This window comes from Mesorhizobium sp. ZC-5 (assembly GCF_025753855.1).
GTDB lineage: Bacteria > Pseudomonadota > Alphaproteobacteria > Rhizobiales > Rhizobiaceae > Neomesorhizobium.
The window spans coordinates 165,304-185,068 of the sequence record NZ_JAOWPT010000011.1 but is presented as its reverse complement, the minus strand read 5'-3'; the positions used below and the strand labels follow the sequence as shown (position 1 = coordinate 185,068).

Sequence of the window (19,765 nt, the reverse complement as noted above, 5' to 3'; positions counted from 1 at the left end):
ATGACCGAAAAGTTCAGACGCGTGTTCGGCACGGCAAAACCGGTGATCGCAATGGTGCATTTTGGTGCCCTGCCGGGCTCGCCGCTCTACGATGCCAAAGGCGGCGTGGAGGGCCTGATCGATGGCGTGTCCAAGGATTTGAAGGCGCTGCAGGACGCCGGCTTCGATGCCGTGATGTTCGGCAACGAGAACGACCGGCCTTACGAGTTCGACGTCGATACGGCCTCGACCGCCACCATGGCCTATGTCATCGGCCGCGTCCGCGAAACGATGAAGATCCCGTTCGGGGTCAACGTGCTGTGGGATCCGATGAGTTCGATCGCGCTTGCCGCAGCGACCGGCGCGTCCTTCGTGCGCGAGATATTCACCGGCACCTACGCATCCGACATGGGTTCCTGGACGCCGGACGCCGGCAAGGCAATGCGCTACCGCGACCGGCTGCACCGCTCCGACCTCGCTATGCTCTACAACGTCTCGGCTGAATTCGCCCATTCGCTCGACCAGCGCAGCCTGCCGGACCGGGCACGCAGCGCGGTGTTTTCCAGCATCCCGGATGCCATCCTGGTTTCAGGTCAGATTACCGGTGAGGCGGCCGCACTCAGTGACCTCGAGGCGGTGAAAAAGGTGCTGCCCGACACGCCGGTGCTCGCCAATACCGGCGTCAAGCACGCGACGGTCGGCGACGTGCTCAGGATTGCCGATGGCTGCATCGTCGGCTCGTCGCTGAAGGTCGACGGCAACACCTGGAACGCGGTCGATCCCGACCGTGCCAGTGAGTTCATGCGGCTCGTCAGAGCCGCGCGGGGCTAGGGACCGAATGCAGGGCAAGAAGCACATGAAAGACCGGCTGCGGACCTTGCTGACCGAACTGATGCTTATTCCGGGCTTGAGCGGCTATGAGGGCCGCGTGCGGCGCTATCTGGCGCGCGAATTGACTGGCCTGGGACTTGAGACCCGCACCGATCGGCTGGGCAACCTGATCGCGACGCTCGAAGGTCATGCCGATGCGCCGAGCGTCATGCTGTTTGCACATATGGACCAGCTTGGTTTCGTGGTGCGCAAGATCGAGGCAAACGGCTTCATCCGTGTAGAGCGGCTGGGCGGAGTGCCCGAGCGGGCGCTGCCATCGCAGGCGGTTCTTTTGTGCGTTGGCGAGGGACGCGATGTTGCCGGCATCATCGCCAACAAGAGCCATCATGCGACCATGCCCGAGGAAAAGTACAAGGTTGTGCCGTATTCCGACCTCTATATCGATACTGGTTTCGGTTCGGCTTACGAGGTTCTTGCCGCCGGCGTCGATATCGGTATGCCGGTGATCTATCGCCCCAATGTCGTCGCGCTGTCGGAGACCCGCATCGCCGGCAGCGCCGTGGACGATCGCGCCGGCTGCGCGGTCATCGTCGAAGTGGCGCGTGCGCTGGGTAGGATGAAGAAACGGCCAACCGTGCACTTCGTCTTTTCGGTACAGGAGGAATTCAACCTGCGCGGCGCGCTAACGGCGGCGCAGGTACTGCAGCCCGATATTGCCATCCAGCTCGACCTGTTGCTTGCAACCGACACGCCGGACATGGGCTATCGCGGTGACGTGCGGCTCGGCGGCGGACCGGCAATGAGCATGTATTCCTTCCACGGTCGCGGAACCCTCAACGGTACCATCCCGCATCCAGCGCTGGTGACGCTGTTCGACAAGACAGCCGGGCGACTGAAAATGCCGCTGCAGCGCAGCGCCCACACTGGCGCACTGACCGATTCCGCGTATGTGCAACTGGTCGGCGGCGGCGTCGCCTCGATCGATCTCGGTTTCCCCATGCGCTATTCGCACTCTTCGCTGGAAGTCTGCGACCTTGGCGATCTCGAAGCACTGACGCGGCTTCTGGTCGAAGGCATTTCGGGCATCGGTCCGGGTTTCAGCCTCGACCGGGACGACCATATCCAATGAACCATTATCTCGGCATCGACATCGGCACCTTCGAATCGAAAGGCGTCATCGTCGACCAGTCGGGCCGGATCGTCGCCAGTGCCGCCAGGCCGCACAAGATGCTGGTGCCGAAGCCGGGCTGGGCCGAACATCGTCCGAAGCAGGACTGGTGGGGCGATTTCACCTTCATCTGCAAGGAGATGCTTGCAGAGGCAAAGATCGATCCGAAGGCGATCCGCTGCGTTGGCGCAAGCGCCATCGGCCCTTGCATGCTGCCCGTCGACGCCGACGGAGAAGCGCTTTCGAATGCCGCGCTCTACGGCGTCGATGCACGCGCGGCGAAGGAGATCGAAGAACTGAACGAGGCGATCGGGCCGGAGCGGATCCTGGCTCGTTGCGGCAATGCGCTGACCGCGCAGTCGGTCGGGCCGAAAATCCTGTGGCTGAAAAAGAACCGTCCGGAAATTTTCGCCAAGGCGGCGAAGATCGTCACCTCGACCACCTACCTCGTCCAGAAACTCACCGGCGAATGCGTCATCGACCATTATTCGGCGGCGAATTTCTCGCCGCTCTACGATGTCGGCAAGCAGAACTGGAGCGATGAACTTTCGGCCGATATTATCGGACTCGATCGCTTGCCGAAGCTCTTGTGGTCGACCGACATTGCCGGCCGGATCACACGAAAAGCGGCGCGTGCGACCGGTCTTGCCGAGGGTACGCCGGTGATCGCCGGCACCATCGATGCGGCGTCCGAAGCGCTGAGTGTAGGCGTGATCGGCGCCGGCGACATGATGGTCATGTATGGCTCGACCATCTTCACCATCATGCTGTCCAGGGCGCGCATCGAGGATCCGCGGCTGTGGTATGCGCCATGGCTGTTTCGCGGCGAACACGCGTCGATGGCCGGACTCGCTACCTCAGGCACGCTTACGCACTGGTTCCGTGACCAGGCGGCGCGCGAATTGGCTCCCGCGGGCGCCTTCGGCAAGCTGATGCGGGAGGCTGAAAAATCGCCGCCGGGCGCACGTGGATTGGTGATGCTGCCGTATTTCTCCGGGGAACGGACGCCGATCCACGACCCCGCTGCCAAGGGCACCCTTTTCGGGCTGAATCTCACCCACACGCGCGGCGACATCTATCGGGCGCTGCTCGAAGGCATCGCTTTCGGGACCAACCATATCTTCGAGACGCATCGCGACATCGGCCACCTGCCGAAGAAACTGCTGGCGGTAGGCGGCGGTACCAAGAACGCTGTATGGGCGCAGGCGACCTCGGATATTTCGGGTCTGGCGCAGATTGTCTGCCAGAAGACGGTCGGCGCCTGTTATGGCGACGCATTCCTTGCAGCACTTGCCGTCGGCGATCTACGCAAGAAGGATATCCTTGCCTGGAATCCGGTGGCGCGGCGGATCGCCCCCGACAAGCGCAACCGCGCGGTCTACGGACGCCAGTACGATGTGTTCAAGGCGCTGTACCGGCAGACCAAGGACCTGATGGCGGAGCTTTCCTGAGGCCATTTTCCACCCGAGGCTAAGCAAGATCATGCGTTACGAACTGATGCTGCCGCACCAATTGCGCAGGGCGATCGACGGGAACTGGCCGGTCGTCCTGCCGCTCGGCGTGCTCGAATATCACGGCGAACACATGGCCTTCGGCATGGACACGATCGCTGTCATCAAGATGGTGGAGCTCATCGAGGCGGAGATGGATATCATCATCCTGCCGCCATTCTATTATGGCGCCGCGAGCTATGCTGTCGAACCGCCGGAAGGGAACGGTTCGGTGCAGGTCGACGCCGGCAAGCTGATGCCGTTCGCCGAAGAGCTGTTCCACGGGCTGCTGCGGATAGGTTTCCGCAACATGCATGTTTTCGTTCATCACCAGACTGAGAATTTCGCCGCCGGGATGCCGACAGATCTGGCCTTCAAGCTCGCTGCGCGGCAGGCGATCTTCCGCTTCCTGGAAAAGCAGCGCGGCGAGGGCTGGTGGGGCGACAAGAAAATGGCCGACTACTATGCGCAGCATGCGACGGGCAGCGATCCCTTCAACTGGATCAAGGCCCATCCGCTGATGACCGCGGAAATCATGCGCGAGTATCCCTTCGATCACGCCGGGATCGGCGAGACGTCGCTGATGATGGCGCTGTGCCCGGAGGCGGTGGAGATGGAAAAATTCGGCGACAACAAGGGCTGGTACACGGCGACCGCGAAAGACGCTTCGGCCGAGTTGGGCCGCAAGGGCCGCGACCTGATCCTCGCCCACATGCGGGCGGTGCTGACAGCGTAGGTCGCGTTCTATTTCACCGCGCCGGCCGTCATGCCCTGGATGATGTAGCGCTCAAGCACGATGCCGATGATGACCAGCGGCGCGATGGCGGCGGTCGAGAGCGCGGCCATCGACCACCAGTTGATGCCTTGCGAGCCGGTCTGGCTGGCCACCATCACCGGCAAGGTCTTGGCGTCGGTGCTGGTCAGCAGCGCCGCGAAGAAATACTCGTTCCAGCACAGCACCAGCGACAGCACGAAGGCGGCGACCATGCCGGGCAGTGCTATGGGCAGCACGATCTGGAAGAAAGCGCCCCAGATCGACAGGCCGTCGACGAGCGCTGCCTCCTCGAGTTCGACCGGGATCGAGTTGAACTGGTCGCGCATGATCCAGATGACGATCGGCAACACCATCAGCGCATAAAGCAGGATGAGTCCGATCCGCGTGTCGAGCAGGTTGAGTTCCCGGTAGAGCACGAGGAACGGCAGTGCGAGCACGACCGGCGGCAGGATGAGCTGCGACAGGAAGAAGAACGAAATGTCGGCGTTGCGCATGAATGTGAAACGGTAGCGGAACCGGGTCAATCCGTAGGCGGCAAGGCTGCCGATGACGATGGCGAGCAGTGAAGCGCAGACGCTGGTGATGACGCTGTTGGTGAAGCGTTTGACGAATTCGTCGCGCACCGTCGATGTCGTGCCGATGGTGTCGGGGGACAGGCCGAGCGAGCGCCAGCCGCGCCAGTCGGGCTGGAAATCGACCCATGGGATCAGATGGCCCTGGGTGACGTTGACGGCGACCTTGAACGACGTCGTCACTGTCCAGTAGAGCGGGAACAGGCAGATGAACGCCCACAGCAACAGGGCGCCGTAGATCAGTACCCGGCTGCTCAGCAAGCGCGCCTTCATGGCCGGCGTCACCGCGTCCTCGTCATACGAAACCACTTCAGTTGACATCGCGCGTCCACCGGCTGACGAATTTCAGGAGCAGGGTGATGAAGACGATGATCAAGATCAGATAGACCATCGCCAGCATGGTGCCGTAGCCGACATTCGAGCGGTCGCGGTATTCCCGAAAGATGAAGCTGGTGACCGTGTCGGTGGCGCCACCCGGCCCGCCCGATGTGACGTTGATGACGATGTCGGCGAGCTTTAGTTTGAAAATGATGCGCAGGATCACGGCGGTGATCGATACCGGTAGCATCAGCGGGAAGGTGACGCCCCAGAAGGCTTGCCAGGGTGTGGCGCCATCGACATGGGCAGCCTCCATGACATCCTTCGGCAGCGCCTGCAGGCCGGCAAGCAGCATGATCATCATGAACGGGATGAAGGTCCAGGCGTCCAGGAGCATGATGCTGAGGCGGGCGATCTCGGGTGTGGCGAAGAAAGCTGGCGTGTCCCAGCCGAGCCAGCGCGCCAGCTTGGCGGCCGGGCCGAAGCGGTATTCCATGAGCGATTTGCCGATCATCCAGGAGACCGCGACGGGCGAGAGCATCAGCGGCAGGAGGAATACGACGCGGAAGAATTTGCGGGCGCGGATCTGCGCGTTGAGCAGCAGCGCCAGGCCGAAGGCGACGATGTATTCGACCAGCACGGCGAGCACATAGAAGACCATGTTGAGCAGGGCATTGCGGTAATAGGGATCGGCCAGCATCTGCCAGAGATTGGCGAGCCCGTTGAACTTGCGGCCGCTGAAGCTGGACAGGTTCCAGTCGGTCATGGCGATATAGAAGCCGAACAGCGTCGGGAAGATCACCATCGCCACGGTGAACAGCACCGCCGGCAGGATGAATAGCGCCCGCCAGCCGGCCTCGCCGCGCATCAGCACCTGGCCGATGCCGAGTGCGATGCCCCAGGCGACATAGGCGTAGAGCACCACGCGCCAAGTCTCGTAGCCGAGCGTCGTCGTGCCGGATTTGTAGAGGATCTGCATGGCGAACGCGGCAACCAGCAGAAGCGAGCCGGCGGCGATGACCAGCCTGCCAGCATTGCGCCGCGCGGTGGAAATTTCGTCCGTCACGACCTCAAGTGTCATGCACGCTCTCGCCGTGGAAGATCATCTTGCGCACCCGACCTGCCTGTCGTTGAATTATGGCTATCGCTTTGGATCAAAATGGCCGGCGGCGTCTCCGTCGCCGGCCCTCCAATGCTCAATGAGCGCCTACATGCCGAGCGAAGCCTTGTAGAGCTTGATCTGGTTTTCACGCCCGATCTGGTCGGTGATCTTTTCCCAGGCAGAGGCGATGCGGTCGGCGCCCTCCTGTGCAGTTCCCTGGCCGGCGAAGGTTTTCGCCAACTCGTCTTCCGCGACAGAATAATACTGGAAGATGCCGGGGATGCGGGGTTCGATCGCCGCATTCGGGTGGTTGTAGGAATCCGCCTCCGACTTGAGATAGGACGAGATGAACGCCTCGTCGTAGCCTGCCGCCACCCACTCCGGAATGTCGAAATGGCTGTTTCGGTAGGGCTGGAAGCCTGATGGATAGGCAGCGCACCAGAGCGACAGGTCCTTGCCGCCGAGATGCGCGGCGGCCGACCACGCCGCCTTCTTCTTCTTTTCGTCGCTGTCGACGCGCGCCATCACATAGATGCCCCAGCCGATATAGGCGCAGTTTGGAGCATAGTTCGGACCGCTCGGCAGCTTGTCCCACTGGCTGGTCTTGGAATTGTAGACATCGTCCGAGCCCGGCAGGATCGAGAAGCCGGTGACGTCGCCGACCACGGAAGAATCGTTGGTCTTGACGTTGGAACCGACGTCGCCCCACCACACCACCATCGAACCGGTGCCGGCGAGGAACTGCTGGAACGCGGTCTGGTTGGGGTCGGCGTTGATCTGGTCCGGCGGTTCCGACGGAAGCGCGTCGATGACATCCTGGATCGCCCGCACCCAGGCCGGATTGTTGATGCGCGGCTTCATGGTGTCGGAATCGAACAGCCACGCCTTGTCGTCCGGATGCTTGGCATAGGCGCTGGCACGGCTGCCGAGGAAGTAGAAGCCGAAGCCGCCCCAGGCTTTCGGCGCATCGAGGTAGCCGTAGACATCCTGGCCGCCGACCTGCTTGCCCTTGAGGAACTTCGTCGTCGCCTGAACCTGCTGCCAGGTTTTCGGTACGCCCCATTCGGCGAGTCCCGCCTTGTCTCCCGCGTCAGCTTTCCAGGCTTCGGCCAGTGCCGCGTCGGAGAATACGTCGGTGCGGTAGTTGAAGTTGTGGGCGTCGCCGTCGACGGTGATGCGGTACTGCTTGCCGTCCCACGTGCCGACCGGCGGCTGCAGGTAGCTCACGACGTCCTGCATGTCGATCTGCGTCTTGACCCAGTCCGGCATCTCGGAGGTCAGCCCCTTGCCGCAGACGTCGCCCTCGAAAGGCGCTCCCATCTGCAGGATGTCGAAGTCGACCGTTCCTGTGGCGATCGATTGCTGCAGGCGGGCATTGTAGTCGGCCTGCGCCAGGTCGATCCAGTTGATCTTGGCGCCGGTGTAGGCCTCCCACGGCTTCAGGAAGCCGCGGAACAGCACGTTGTGCAGGTTCTGGTTGTTCAGCCCCATGAAGGTGAGTTCGACGCCGGCGAATTCGCCTTCGGTGACATTGGCCTTGGTGGCGGCGAGGCACAGTTCGCCGACTTTCTGGAAATCGGCATCGGTCGGCTGGCCCTTGCCGATACCCGGAATCTGCAGGATCTGCGCACGCAAATTGTCCTGCGCGCTGGCCGGGCGCGTCAGCGCACCAACGATCCCTGACGATCCGACGGCAAGCGCACCAACCGCCGCAGCGCCTTTCAAAACGTTTCGACGGCTGGATTGCATCATCATCAGCCGGTCATAGACCTCTTTCCTCATGTCAGTTCCTCCCTGAAGTGTTTGGTCCAGCGTCTGGCTGGAATGTCTTTGAGGGGTCGTCTGCCGGTCGCGATACGCAACCAGTCTGCAAGCAGGCTCCTTCCCAAACCTGCCGCTTGCCTTCTCTCTCCCGGAAACGACACCATTCCAGTATGGAACAAGTCGCCGGCGATTTTCAATGGATTGTTCTCGCGGTGGACACCCGCGGGCGGGTCAGCTAATCGTTTCGTTCGGCCAATCGCCGGCCGCATGGGAGGATCGATGGCGAAGGTGACCGTTCGCGACGTGCGCAAGGCGTTCGAAGCCGTGGAAGTCATCCACGGTGTGTCGATCGATATCGCCGACGGCGAATTCGTCGTGCTGGTCGGACCGTCCGGTTGCGGCAAGTCGACCTTGCTGCGCATGATCGCCGGCCTCGAAAGCGTCACCGCCGGTCAGGTGTCGATCGGCGAGAGGGTCGTCAACAATCTGGCGCCAGCCGAACGCGATATCGCCATGGTATTCCAGAACTACGCGCTCTATCCGCACAAGACGGTGGCGCAGAACATGGCTTTCGCGCTCAAACTGCGGCGGACCGATCCGAAAGAAATCGCCGATCGGGTCGGCAAGGCCGCCGACATACTCGGCCTCAAGCCTTACCTTCAGCGTTACCCGCGCCAGCTTTCCGGTGGGCAGAGGCAGCGCGTTGCGATGGGGCGCGCCATCGTGCGCGACCCGCAGGTCTTCCTGTTCGACGAGCCGCTTTCCAACCTCGACGCCAAGCTGCGCGTCCAGATGCGCACCGAGATCAAGGAACTGCACCAGCGGCTGAAGACGACCACGGTCTACGTCACCCACGACCAGGTCGAGGCGATGACCATGGCCGACAAGATTGTCGTCATGCAGGACGGCCGCGTCGAGCAGGTCGGCGCACCGCTCGAATTGTTCGACAGGCCGGCCAATGTTTTCGTGGCGGGCTTCATCGGCTCGCCCTCGATGAATCTGCTGAAGGGTGCCGTGTCCGGCGGCGACAAGCCGGCGGTTTCCTTGGCCGGCGTCAGCCTGCCCGTGGCTGGAAAGTACGAGGTCGCTGACGGCCAGCCCGTGCTGTTCGGCATCCGGCCGGAGCACCTCGAACTGGCCTCGGATGGTTTCCCGGCACAGATTTCGGTGGTCGAGCCGACAGGTTCGGAGACGATGGTTTTCCTGCGTGCGGGCGAAGACAAGCTGGTGGCGCTGTTTCGCGAGCGTCACGATTTCAAGCCGGGCGACACCATCCATCTCAGGCCGCGTCCGGACCGGGTTCATCTGTTTCATGCCGAGACCGGACAACGAATTTAGACCACTTCAGATAATCGGGGACGAGGGAGAAAATCATGCTGAAAGGGATCAGCCCGCTGTTGAACGCCGACGTGCTGCAGGCACTGCGGGCGATGGGGCATGGCGACGATCTGATCATCGCCGACACCAACTTCCCCTCCGATTCCATCGCGCGGCAGACGCGGCTGGGCAAACTTCTCAGGATCGACAATGTGACGGCCGCGGAAGCTGCGGCGGCCGTCCTGTCGGTCTACCCGCTGGATACCTTCGTGGATGACGCGGCCGGCCGCATGGAGATCGTCGGCTCGCCCGATGAAATACCGCCGGTGCAGCAGGAGGTGCAGAAGGAAATCGACAAGGCCGAAGGCAAGTCCTGGCCGATGATTTCGGTCGAACGCTATGCCTTCTACGAGCGCGCCAAGCAGGCCTACTGCGTGATCCAGACGGGTGAGCGGCGCTTTTATGGCTGCTTCGCGTTCCGCAAAGGCGTCGTGCCTCCGGACGCCAAGTGAGCGTCATGGCGACGGGCAAGCCCATCGTCATTCTCGGCGTTTTCGTCGCCGACACGGCCTATCGCGCGTCCCGGCAGCCGCGCATGGGCGAAACGATCCTCGGCACCGGCTTCACGCTCGGGCCGGGCGGCAAGGGCTCGAACCAGGCGGTCGCGGCTGCCAGGCTGGAGGCCGATGTCTCGTTCATCACCCGGCTCGGCAAGGACACCTTCGCCGAGATGGCGATGCAGACCTGGGCCGATGCGGGAGTAAAACCCGCGGTGATCGAGACGCCGGAAAGTTACACCGGCGCGGCCTACATCTTTGTCGAGGAAAACACCGGCAACAACGCCATCATCGTTTCGCCGGGTGCGGCTTCGCTGATCTCGCCGGCCGACATCGACGCGCATGCCGATCTCATCCGCTCCGCCGGCGTGTTCGTCACGCAACTGGAGCAGCCGGTCGAGGCGGCGCTGCGGGCGCTGCGGATCGCACGCGAGACCGGCGTCACCACGGTGCTCAATCCGGCACCAGCCGCGCCCCTTGCCGACGAAATCTTCAGGCTTTGCGACTACGTCACGCCGAACGAGACGGAGACCGAAGAACTGACCGGCATGAAGGTCGAGACCGTCGACCAGGCGCGTGCAGCGGCGGCGAAGCTGATGGAGCGCGGTGCCGGCGCCGCCGTCATCACGCTCGGCGAAAAGGGTGCGTTGCTACACACCAGGACGCTCTCGGAACTGGTGCCGGCCTACCGCGTCGGTCCGGTGGCCGAAACGACCGGCGCCGGCGATGCCTTCAACGGCGGCTTCGCGGTTGGTTTGGCGCGCGGTTTCGAGCCGCTGGAAGCGGTGCGTTTCGGCTGCGCGGTGGCCGGCATTTCGGTGACCCGCCCCGGCACCGCGCCATCGATGCCAAGTCTCAAGGAAGCGAACGCGGTTTTCGCGCGCGGCTCACTCTAAGGTCAGACCGGCTGCCTTTGGCCCGTATCAGACGAGCGAAGGATGGCTTCGATGAGGCGATGCACCTTCAGCGCCTCACGACCGGTTACCAGGGGATGGCGATGCTGCCCGATCGCCTCGAGGAAATCGGCGATCGCGGCGCGATGATGGTTGTGCGGAAAAGCCATCGGGTCGGCGCCGGCGCCACCGCCCGCGGCTTCGTCAGCCGCTGAAAATTCGCTGCCGTCGTGGAACTGAACCGACAGCCGTGTTCCGTCGAGACGCGCCATACCCATGGTGCCGATGATGTCGATCGCGTCGGGCTGACCCGGATAGGCGCAGGTGGTGGCGCTGATCGAACCGATGGCGCCGTTTTCGAATCGTATGGCGCCCATCGCCAGGTCTTCGGTTTCCATTTTGTGGATCGGGCTGGTCGTGCAGTAGGCGATCGTCTCGACCGGCAGGCCGGCGAGTGAAATCAGGAGATCCAGCGTGTGGATCGCCTGCGTGAGCAGGACGCCGCCGCCGTCGCGCGCCTTGGTGCCGCGTCCCGGCTGGTCGTAGTAGCTCTGCGGCCGCCAATTGTGCAATCGTGCCGACGCGCTGACCAAGGTGCCGAGGCGGCCTTGTCTCATGATATCGGCGAGCGCCAGGCTGGTCGGTCGAAACCGGTGCTGCAACACGATGCCGAGCTTGACCTTTGCCCTTTCCGCCGCGGCGACCAGGGATTCGGCGCGTTCAAAGCTCGTTTCCAGCGGCTTTTCGAGAAGGGTGTGCTTGCCCGCCAGGGCCGCGCGCCGGACCAGTTCCAGATGCGTGTTGGGCGGCGTGAGCAGCAGCACGGCGTCGATCGACGCGTCGTTGAAGATGGTTTCGGCATCGTCGCATGTAGGGAAGCCGTAAGTTTCGGCGAAGGCTTTTCGGCGCGCCGGAGTGGGGCTGAACGCTGCCGCCACCTCGACGCGATCACTTAGATCCGCCAGGCTCTTTGCATGCGGTGCCGCGGCCATGCCGAGGCCGATGATGGCGAGGCGTGTCTTTGCCATGCTTCTCAATACCCGAATGTATCGATGGTGCGCATGATGCCGCGCAACTCGGCCAACCCCTTAAGGCGGCCGATGCAGGAATAGCCCGGGTTCACTTGTTTGCCGATGTCGTCGACGATCGCATGGCCATGGTCGGGCCGCATCGGGATTTCGAAGTCTTCGCGTCCTGCTGCCTTGCGCCGGCGTTCCTCGGCCATCAGGAGGGCGACGACGCGGACCATATCGGTGTCGCCCTCGAGGTGCTCGGCTTCGTGGAAGGAGCCGTCGGCTTCCTTGGTGACGTTGCGCAGGTGCGCGAAATAGACGTCCGAAGCGAACTCGTCGGCCATGGCGACTAGGTTGTTCTGCGCGCCTGCGCCGTAAGAACCGGTGCACAGCGTCAGCCCGTTCGACGAGGAGCGGATGGCGGCAAGCAGGGCGCGGGCATCGGCCGCACCCGAAACGACGCGGGGCAGGCCGAAGATCGGGAAGGGCGGGTCGTCGGGATGGATGGCGAGTTTTACGCCGGCCTCCTCCGCGACGGGAACGATCTCGCGCAGGAATGCGAACAGATTTTCGCGCAGGCCGTCGGCCGAGAGGTCGCGATAGACGTCGAGCGCCCTGCGGAAGCTCTCGCGGTCGTAGATGAATTCGCGCGCAGGCACCCAGCCGATCAGGTTTTTCTCCAGCCGCACGAGGTCGCTTTCGCTCATCGTTGCGAGCCGCTTGCGGGCGGCCTCGATGCGCTCGGCCGGATGTTCGTTTTCCGCGTTGCGGCGCTTCAGCACCAGGACATCGTAGGCGCAGAACTCGACAATATCGAAGCGCAGCGCGGTGCCGCCGTGCCACATGGGATAGTCGAGGTCGGTGCGTGTCCAGTCGGTGATCGCCATGAAATTGTAGCAGACGGTCTTGATGCCGGCCGCGGCGACGGCGCGGATGGACGCCTTGTAGTTCTCGATCAGTTCGTGAAAGCGCCCCGTACGCGTCTTGATATCCTCGTGGACGATGATGCTTTCGACCACTGACCAGGTGAGGCCGGCCGCTTCGACTTCGGCTTTGCGTTTGCCGATCTCGTCGTCCGGCCAGGCGCGGCCGTCGTTCAGATGATGCAGGGCAGTGACGATGCCTGTCGCACCGGCCTGCCGGACATGGGAAAGCTTCACCGGGTCGTCGGGACCGAACCAGCGCCAGGTCTGTTTCACGCTGCGGAATCCTTTTCGGCAAGTTCGGAAAGGGCAACGGAAGCACCCTTTCGGCGGATGGTTTCGAGATGATCGGCTGCTGCCGACATGAGGCGTTCGCGGTTGTTCTGGTCCTTGGCGAAACCCGCGGCATCGAAAACGCGGCGCACTGTTTCGGCTGCCGAAAACTCGCCCGCGGCGATATCGGCAAGCGGTCCGTCCAGCGGGTCGCTGAAGAGCCCGATGGACAGCTTGCCGCCGCGCGCCTCGCAAGCGGCAATCCACGCTGCAACGACCAGCATCAGGTGCGTGACCGGCGTGTTTTCGCCGGCTCGATCCAATGCCGAGGCAATGACGCGTTGCGGCAGCTTCTGGCTGCCGTCATTGGCGATCTGGGCGGTGCGGTGCTGAAGCGATGTGTTGGCGTAGCGGTTGGCGAGTTTTTCGATGTAGGCTTGCGGATCGAGCCCGGCGCCTTTGGGCAGGGTGGGGATGGTCTCGGCCCAAAGGTTGCCGACAAATCTTCTGATCGCCGGATCCGCGAAGGCCTCGGCCACGGTTGCATGGCCGAGAAGCAGACCGAGATAGGCGATCGCCGAGTGCGAGCCGTTGAGCAGCCTGAGTTTCATGTCCTCGAACGGCCGCACGTCCTCGACCATGGTGACGCCGAATTTTTCCCAGTCCGGGCGACCGGCGGTGAAGTTGTCCTCGACTACCCACTGGCAGAACGGTTCGGTCATCACCGGCCACGCATCGTCGGCGCCAAGCCGCTCGGATACCCGCGCCCGGTCTGCATCCGTGGTCGCCGGCACGATGCGGTCGACCATGCTGGACGGAAACGCCACTTCGCCGGTGATATGAGCTTCGAGTTCCGCGTCGCGCTCGGCGGCGAATTCCAGCAGAAGCCGCCGAAGCGTCGCTCCGTTGGCAGGCAGGTTGTCGCAACACAGCACGGTGAAGGGAGGTGTCCCCGCCGATCTCCGGCGGGCAAGTCCCTCTGCGAGGAAGCCGTACAAGGTCTTCGGCCGGTCGGGATTGGACAGGTCCCAGGCGACATCCGGATGCCTGGTGTCGAGATCGCCGGCGGCATTGCGCAGGTAGGCTTTCTCCGTCACGGTCAACGTGACGATGCGGATGCGGGGATCGATTAGGGCGTCGAGCAATGCCTCGGGATTTTCCGGCGCAACCAGCACCGAGACGATGGACCCGACGACACGCAGACCTTCATGTTCTCCGTCGCGAACGGCGAGCGTGTAGAGCCCGTCCTGCGGCCCCAGCGCGTCGCGCGTGTCGGTGCTGCGCAGGGAGGCGCCGACAATGCCCCAACCGGTCTCGCCGGCAGCGAGGCAATCCTCGACATACGCGGCCTGATGCGCCCGGTGAAATGCGCCGAGGCCAAGATGCACGATGCCGGGAACAACCGCGCTGCGATCGTAACGCGGGCAGGCGACGGGAGCGGGAATTGTGGTGAGCGTGTTGCTGGAAAGCCGGTGGCGCATAATGGATATCAACCGGCGCACGATGTGAGCAGTGTCAAAAGATTCCTCCTGCCGCCCATCCTCGTCGGCAATCCTGCCTACAACGGTTCGGGAGCGCGTGCAACAAAGTCATCATACAACAATCTATTTTTTGTATGTTGACATTATCAGTCGCTCGCCCTAGCCATTGTCGCGCCGAGGGAGGAGCGGCACGTTGGCATGAGCATGCTCATCGATCCCGATCTGCTGTTTCCGGCCGAAGAGCGCACACGCTCGATCGCGCGAAAGCTTTATGCCGAGGTCAAAGGCCTTCCGATCGTCAGCCCGCACGGGCATACCGATCCCAGCTGGTTTGCGCTCAACGAACCTTTCCCGGACCCGGCACGCCTGCTGATAGTACCCGACCACTATATTTTCCGCATGCTGTTCAGCCAGGGCGTACGCCTGGAGGATCTCGGCGTGCCCACGCTCGATGGTTCCCCGGTCGAAACCGATGGCCGGAAGATCTGGCGGCGTTTCGCCGAAAACTATCATCTCTTCCGCGGCACTCCGACCCGCATCTGGCTGGATTATGTTTTCTCCGATCTGTTCGGCATTTCCGAACCGCTGACCGCGAAGACCGCGGACGCGCATTACGACACCATCGCCGAGCATCTGCAGCGTGACGATTATCGTCCGCGCGCGCTATTCGAGCGGTTCAACATCGAAGCGATCGCCACCACCGAAGGCGCGCTCGACGATCTCAAATGGCACGCCATGATCCGCGACAGCGGCTGGAAGGGACGTGTCATGACCGCTTATCGGCCGGATTCGGTCGTCGATCCGGATTTCGAAAATTTTGGCGAAAACCTCGACCGTCTTGGCGAAATTACCGGCTGCGACACGGGAAATTGGCGAGGTTATCTGGATTCTCACAGATCGCGGCGGGCTTTTTTCAAGTCGTTCGGCGCCACGTCGACCGACCATGGACACGCAACGGCGGAGACCGCGAACCTCTCGGATGCAGCTGCCGAGGAACTGTTCAACCGCATCCGGAGCGGTTCCGAGGACGAACGCGAGCGCCGGCTTTTCCGCGCGCAAATGCTGACCGAAATGGCGAAAATGAGCCTCGACGATGGGCTCGTTCTGCAAATTCACCCGGGGTCCTGGCGAAATCACTCGCCTTCGATGCTGAAGAAGTTCGGCCGCGACAAGGGTTTCGATATTCCCACCCGCACCGACTACGTGACCGCCTTGAAACCGTTGCTCGACGCCGTCGGCACCGAACCGGAGCTGACCGTCATCGTCTTCACGCTGGATGAAACGAGCTATGCACGCGAACTCGCGCCGCTGGCGGGGGTCTATCCGGCGCTGCGGCTCGGGCCGGCCTGGTGGTTCCACGACAGCCCGGAAGGCATGCGGCGTTTCCGCGAGATGACCACCGAAACCGCGGGCTTCTACAACACGGTCGGATTCAACGACGACACCCGCGCCTTTCCATCCATTCCGGCCCGTCACGATGTGGCGCGCCGGGTTGATTGCGCATTCCTTGCACGTCTCGTCTCGGAGCACAGGCTCCGCGAGGACGAGGCGCACGAGCTTGCGCAAGATCTTGCCTATACGCTCGCAAAAAAGGCGTACCGGCTCTAGTGGGCGAAAGCCCGACATTTGAAACGGGAGGAAACAATGCTGCATTTTTCGAAACTGGCGGGGGCCACGTTGCTGGCTGCCGCGCTGATGACGGGGACGGCGCTCGCGCAGACGGTGCTGAAATCGTCCGACACCCATCCGGACGGCTATCCGACGGTCGAGGGCGTCAAGTATTTCGGTGAGCTGGTGAAGGAACGCACCGGCGGCCGCTACTCGGTCGAAGTCTATCACTCGGCCCAGCTCGGCGAGGAAAAGGACACGATCGAGCAAGTGCGCTCGGGCGTCATCGAGCTCAACCGCGTCTCGATGGCACCGTTCAACGGTACGGTGAAGGAAACGATCGTTCCGGCGTTGCCCTACATCTTCCGATCGGAAGACCACATGCACAAGGTGATGGATGGTCCGATCGGCGACCAGATCAAAGCGGCGTTCGAGCCAGCCGGTCTCGTGGTGCTCGCCTTCTACGATGCGGGCGCGCGCTCCTTCTACAACAAGACCAAACCGATCAACTCGGTCGCCGACATGGCGGGCCTGAAGTTCCGCGTCATCCAGTCCGACATCTTCGTCGACATGGTTGCCGCGCTCGGTGCCAATGCCACGCCGATGCCTTACGGCGAGGTCTATTCGTCGATCGAGACCGGCGTCATCGACGGCGCCGAAAACAACTTCCCGAGCTATGATACCGCCAAGCATTTCGAAGTCGCCAAGAACCTCTCGCTCGACGAGCACACCATCCTTCCGGAGGTGTTCGTCATGAACAAGGCGGCCTTCGACAAGCTGACGCCGGAAGATCAGGAAATCTTCAAGCAGGCGGCGAAGGACTCGGTCGCCAAACAGCGCGAGCTGTGGGCGGCCAAGGTCGGTGAATCGCGCAAGAAGGTGGAAGAGGCCGGCGCGCAGATCACCACGCCGGAAAAGCAGGGATTCATCGATGCGATGAAGCCGGTTTACGAGAAGCACGTCACGGATGATGTGCTGAAGAAGATGGTCGCCGACGTCCAGGCGGTGCAGTAACCAGCGATAGGATGGGCCGGTCCGTCCGGTCGGCCCATCCTGCAATTCAGGAGCAGCGCATGTCCGCGACGCTGGAAAAAACGGGTCGATTTCTGTCGAAGCTTAACCAGCTGGCGCTTTGGGCGGCCGGCATCGGCCTCGTGCTGATGACCATCTTCGTCGCCTGGCAGGTGTTCTGCCGTTACGTGCTCAACGATTCGCCAAGCTGGACCGAACCGGGGTCGGTCATGCTGATGAGCTGGTTCATCTTCCTCGGCGCTGCAGTCGGCGTGCGCGAAAACTACCATCTCGGCTTCGACGTGCTGCTGTACGTGCTGCCCAAGGGCGGCAAGAAATGGCTGCGCATGATCTCCGACCTCGTCGCCTTTGCCTTCGGCATCGGCATGATCTGGTACGGCGGCCAGCTTGTCGCGCTGACCTGGAACACCACGCTGCCGTCGCTCGGCATCTCGGGCGGCTGGGACTACGTTCCGCTGGTCGCGGGCGGCGCGTTTGTCGTGCTGTTCACTCTCGAACGCATCGTGCTGCGGCTCTCCGGCGCGCCGATCGACGATGCTCTCGACGAGTTGCCCCCGGCCGAAGTCGCCGCCGAACTCGATACAGCCAATTTGAAGGTCTGACGGCATGGAACTTTGGATATTGTTTGGCGTCTTCACCTTGCTGATGATCATCGGCACGCCGATCGCGTTCTGTCTCGGCGTGGCGAGCTTCGCCACCGTGATCTACATGGGACTGCCGCCGCTGATCGTGTTCCAGCGGCTGAACTCCGGCATGAGCGTGTTTTCGCTGCTCGCCATCCCCTTCTTCATCTATGCCGGCGACCTTATGGTGCGAGGTGGCATCGCGCAGAAGATCGTTGCCTTTGCCGCATCGCTGGTCGGGCATTTGCGCGGCGGGCTGGGGCAGGTGAACATCGTCACCGCCACTCTGTTTGGCGGCATTTCCGGCTCGGCGGTCGCTGAGGCGGCCGCTGTCGGCGGCCTGATGATCCCGCAGATGAAAGCGCGCGGCTACGGCGCCGACTACGCAGTGAACGTCACCTCGATGGCGGCACTGATCGCACTGCTTTTACCCCCCTCGCACAACATGATCATCTATTCGATCTCGGCGGGTGGGAAAATTTCCATCGCCGACCTGTTCACCGCCGGCATCATCCCGGGCCTGCTGTTGGCCGCAGCGCTGATGGTTACCGCCTATTTCGTCGCGCGCAGCCGAGGTTACCCGACCGAGCCGTTCCCCGGCTTTACCGCCATTGTGCATCTCGCTGCCGTGGCGGTTCCTGGCCTGCTTCTGATCGCTATCATCTTCGGCGGCGTGCGGTCTGGCATATTCACCGCAACGGAGAGTTCGTGCATCGCTGTCATCTACGCCTTGCTCGTCACGGTGTTCGTCTATCGGCAGATGAGCTGGGAAGGGTTCGTCCACGCCACCCACGGCGCCGTGCGCACGACTGCGATGGTGCTTCTCATCATCGGCATGGCGGCGGCCTTTTCGTGGCTGATGGCGTTCCTGAAGGTACCAGCCGCGCTGATCGCCTCGATGAACGCGGTCTCGGAAGATCCGCTGATCGTGCTTCTCCTGCTCAATGTGCTGATGCTTTTCCTTGGCACCTTCATGGACATGGGGCCGACGATCATCATCTGCACGCCGATCTTCCTGCCGGTAGCCCAGGCCTACGGCGTCGATCCCGTGCATTTCGGCGTCATCATGATCCTCAACTTCGGCATAGGGCTGAACACCCCGCCGGTGGGAGCGGTGCAATTCGTGGCCTGTGCCGTCGGCAAGATAAGCGTGTGGGAGGCCATGCGCTCGATCTGGCCGTTCTATGCTGCAGGACTGGTGGTTCTCGGGCTGGTCACGTACATCCCGGCGATCTCGCTGTGGCTGCCCAGCGTGTTCAAATAGGGATCGACATGGCCGACGCCGCGACCGACCAGCGCATCGAACGCAAACCAAAACTCTCCGAGCACGTGGTCGCAGCGTTGCGCGCGCAGGTGCTTGGCGGCGAGGTCGCGCCCGGACAGAAACTGCCGACAGAAAGCCAGCTCACCGAAACCTTCGGTGTCAGCCGTACCGTCATCCGCGAGGCGATCGCGTCGCTTGCCGCCGATGGGCTGGTCGAATCGCGGCAGGGGGCCGGCGTTTTCGTGCTCGAGCATTCTACCCTGGCCTTCGGCTCGATCAGCCAGGATATCAACAAGGTCAGCCAGGCAATCAATGTGCTCGAGGTCCGCATGGGCATCGAGATTGAAAGTGCCGGGCTGGCGGCGATCCGCCGGAACGCCGCACAGGAGGCGCTCATCCAGGAGGCCTTCTTCGAATTCGAGCGGTTGCTCAATCTCGGCGAGCCGACCGGCAAGGCGGACTTCGCTTTCCATCGCGAGATTGCTTCCGCGACCAACAATCCCTTCTACGTCGAAATACTCGACGCGCTCGGCGATCGCACCATTCCCTGCGACCGCAACTCACCCTGGTATTCGGTGGAAGTCTTGTCGACGGAATACCTGACCGGTCTTCAGCGCGAGCACTTGCTGATATTGAGAGCAATTTCCGCCGGCGATCCCCACGCCGCCCGCGATGCCATGCGCGCGCATCTGGTCGCCGCGCAGGATCGCTACCGCAAACGTCTGGCCAGCCAGCAGACGGAATACCTGGCCGCAAGCCCACGGGTCAGGACATTTTGACCA

18 protein-coding genes are annotated in these 19,765 nt (G+C 62.7%); 12 read left to right on the top strand and 6 right to left on the bottom strand.

Features of this window, described 5'->3' with window-relative positions; genetic code table 11:
* From OHD58_RS23850 to OHD58_RS23835, 4 genes are read left to right on the top strand one after another with little or no spacing between them, the layout of a single operon-like run.
* Positions 1 to 810, top strand: a complete 810-nt coding sequence (locus OHD58_RS23850; protein ID WP_263806059.1) for a BtpA/SgcQ family protein — start codon at positions 1 to 3, stop codon at positions 808 to 810.
* A gap of 25 nt (positions 811 to 835) precedes the next feature.
* On the top strand, positions 836 to 1,939 hold the full coding sequence (locus OHD58_RS23845; RefSeq protein WP_263806057.1) for a M42 family metallopeptidase: 1,104 nt from the start codon (positions 836 to 838) through the stop codon (positions 1,937 to 1,939).
* Entirely contained in the window at positions 1,936 to 3,429 is a 1,494-nt protein-coding gene (locus OHD58_RS23840; protein ID WP_263806056.1) for an FGGY-family carbohydrate kinase, read from the top strand. The genes OHD58_RS23845 and OHD58_RS23840 overlap by 4 nt, the downstream gene beginning before the upstream one ends.
* A 31-nt stretch (positions 3,430 to 3,460) precedes the next feature.
* The gene (locus OHD58_RS23835) at positions 3,461 to 4,204 is read left to right on the top strand and encodes a creatininase family protein (protein ID WP_263806055.1); all 744 of its coding nucleotides are present in this window, start codon (positions 3,461 to 3,463) and stop codon (positions 4,202 to 4,204) included.
* 8 nt (positions 4,205 to 4,212) lie between these two features.
* On the opposite strand, the gene OHD58_RS23830 is transcribed toward OHD58_RS23835, so the two are convergent.
* The 3 genes from OHD58_RS23830 to OHD58_RS23820 form a co-directional block, all read right to left on the bottom strand.
* The gene (locus tag OHD58_RS23830) at positions 4,213 to 5,088 is read right to left on the bottom strand and encodes a carbohydrate ABC transporter permease (RefSeq protein ID WP_263806108.1); all 876 of its coding nucleotides are present in this window, start codon (positions 5,086 to 5,088) and stop codon (positions 4,213 to 4,215) included.
* Between the two features lie 37 nt (positions 5,089 to 5,125).
* Entirely contained in the window at positions 5,126 to 6,214 is a 1,089-nt protein-coding gene (locus OHD58_RS23825; RefSeq protein WP_263806054.1) for a carbohydrate ABC transporter permease, read from the bottom strand.
* Positions 6,215 to 6,340: 126 nt separating this feature from the next.
* The gene (locus tag OHD58_RS23820) at positions 6,341 to 8,017 is read right to left on the bottom strand and encodes an ABC transporter substrate-binding protein (RefSeq protein WP_263806053.1); all 1,677 of its coding nucleotides are present in this window, start codon (positions 8,015 to 8,017) and stop codon (positions 6,341 to 6,343) included.
* A 261-nt stretch (positions 8,018 to 8,278) separates the two neighbouring features.
* On the opposite strand from OHD58_RS23820, the gene OHD58_RS23815 reads away from it, so the two are divergent.
* From OHD58_RS23815 to rbsK, 3 genes are read left to right on the top strand one after another with little or no spacing between them, the layout of a single operon-like run.
* A complete protein-coding gene (locus OHD58_RS23815) occupies positions 8,279 to 9,337 on the top strand; it encodes an ABC transporter ATP-binding protein (protein ID WP_263806052.1) in 1,059 nt (352 codons plus the stop codon).
* 35 nt (positions 9,338 to 9,372) lie between these two features.
* On the top strand, positions 9,373 to 9,828 hold the full coding sequence (locus OHD58_RS23810; protein WP_263806051.1) for an RbsD/FucU family protein: 456 nt from the start codon (positions 9,373 to 9,375) through the stop codon (positions 9,826 to 9,828).
* 5 nt (positions 9,829 to 9,833) lie between these two features.
* A complete protein-coding gene (rbsK, locus tag OHD58_RS23805) occupies positions 9,834 to 10,769 on the top strand; it encodes a ribokinase (protein ID WP_263806106.1) in 936 nt (311 codons plus the stop codon).
* 2 nt (positions 10,770 to 10,771) lie between these two features.
* Here rbsK and OHD58_RS23800 read toward each other — a convergent pair whose 3' ends face one another.
* From OHD58_RS23800 to OHD58_RS23790, 3 genes are read right to left on the bottom strand one after another with little or no spacing between them, the layout of a single operon-like run.
* Positions 10,772 to 11,794: a Gfo/Idh/MocA family protein gene (locus tag OHD58_RS23800; protein WP_263806050.1), complete on the bottom strand. Its 1,023-nt coding sequence runs from the start codon at positions 11,792 to 11,794 to the stop codon at positions 10,772 to 10,774.
* 5 nt (positions 11,795 to 11,799) lie between these two features.
* A complete protein-coding gene (uxuA, locus tag OHD58_RS23795) occupies positions 11,800 to 12,978 on the bottom strand; it encodes a mannonate dehydratase (protein WP_263806049.1) in 1,179 nt (392 codons plus the stop codon).
* Positions 12,975 to 14,456 carry a mannitol dehydrogenase family protein gene (locus tag OHD58_RS23790; protein ID WP_263806048.1) on the bottom strand — a complete coding sequence of 494 codons (1,482 nt, stop codon included), beginning with the start codon at positions 14,454 to 14,456 and terminating at the stop codon, positions 12,975 to 12,977. The genes uxuA and OHD58_RS23790 overlap by 4 nt, the downstream gene beginning before the upstream one ends.
* Positions 14,457 to 14,654: 198 nt before the next feature.
* On the opposite strand from OHD58_RS23790, the gene uxaC reads away from it, so the two are divergent.
* Genes uxaC through OHD58_RS23765 form a run of 5 tightly spaced genes read left to right on the top strand, consistent with a single transcriptional unit; the run spans position 14,655 to position 19,762 of the window.
* A complete protein-coding gene (uxaC, locus tag OHD58_RS23785; RefSeq protein WP_263806047.1) occupies positions 14,655 to 16,064 on the top strand; it encodes a glucuronate isomerase in 1,410 nt (469 codons plus the stop codon).
* A gap of 36 nt (positions 16,065 to 16,100) precedes the next feature.
* A complete protein-coding gene (locus tag OHD58_RS23780) occupies positions 16,101 to 17,078 on the top strand; it encodes a TRAP transporter substrate-binding protein (RefSeq protein WP_263806046.1) in 978 nt (325 codons plus the stop codon).
* Positions 17,079 to 17,137: 59 nt separating this feature from the next.
* Positions 17,138 to 17,698 (top strand): TRAP transporter small permease, encoded by a 561-nt coding sequence (locus OHD58_RS23775; protein WP_263806045.1) that lies wholly within the window; start codon positions 17,138 to 17,140, stop codon positions 17,696 to 17,698.
* A gap of 4 nt (positions 17,699 to 17,702) precedes the next feature.
* Positions 17,703 to 18,983 (top strand): TRAP transporter large permease, encoded by a 1,281-nt coding sequence (locus OHD58_RS23770; protein WP_263806044.1) that lies wholly within the window; start codon positions 17,703 to 17,705, stop codon positions 18,981 to 18,983.
* A gap of 8 nt (positions 18,984 to 18,991) precedes the next feature.
* Positions 18,992 to 19,762, top strand: a complete 771-nt coding sequence (locus OHD58_RS23765; protein WP_263806043.1) for a FadR/GntR family transcriptional regulator — start codon at positions 18,992 to 18,994, stop codon at positions 19,760 to 19,762.
* The last annotated feature ends 3 nt before the right edge of the window (positions 19,763 to 19,765 follow it).